2 protein-coding genes are annotated in these 512 nt (G+C 30.7%); both read left to right on the top strand.

What is annotated here, in order from left to right; genetic code table 11:
- Positions 1 to 291, top strand: a 291-nt coding sequence (locus IU405_RS04125; RefSeq protein ID WP_197437349.1) for a T9SS type A sorting domain-containing protein, incomplete at its 5' end; no start/stop codon positions are given.
- Between the two features lie 28 nt (positions 292 to 319).
- A complete protein-coding gene (locus IU405_RS04130; protein ID WP_197437350.1) occupies positions 320 to 487 on the top strand; it encodes a hypothetical protein in 168 nt (55 codons plus the stop codon).
- Positions 488 to 512 lie beyond the last annotated feature (25 nt).

Raw genomic sequence — 512 nt, forward strand, 5'->3', positions numbered from 1 at the left:
GGACGTTTCTACTTACACACAAAAGCTTCAGGAGTGTTGAGTACAACTGACGTTGCTTTAGACAATATCAGCATCTATTCTCCAGCAAAATCTTCGTTGAGAATTGTAGGGTTATCTCAAGGAAGAGCCAGTGTAAAAATCTATAATATTTTAGGAAAACAAGTGCTAAACACTTCTTTTGTTTCTAATGGGGTGCAAGATATTGCATTACCAAAATTAACAACTGGTATCTATATCGTACAGTTAGAAAATGAAAACGGAACTTTAAACAAAAAAATTATTTTAGAATAATTTAGTAATTTTTAAACTAGAAAATATCATGAAAAATATAGAACATAAAACAGAAGACATTACAAGAAAGGAAGCCATAAAGAAAATAGGTAATTATAGTAAATATGCAGCATTAACTGCATTAGGTACTTATATGATTTTGAATCCTAAAAAAGCTCAGGCACAAAGTCCTGCTGCTCCTGGAGATGGATTTTAAGTATTGAAGCAACTAAAATTAAAAA

Origin of the sequence: Polaribacter sp. BAL334 (assembly GCF_015767435.1) — a bacterium.
Taxonomy (GTDB): domain Bacteria; phylum Bacteroidota; class Bacteroidia; order Flavobacteriales; family Flavobacteriaceae; genus Polaribacter.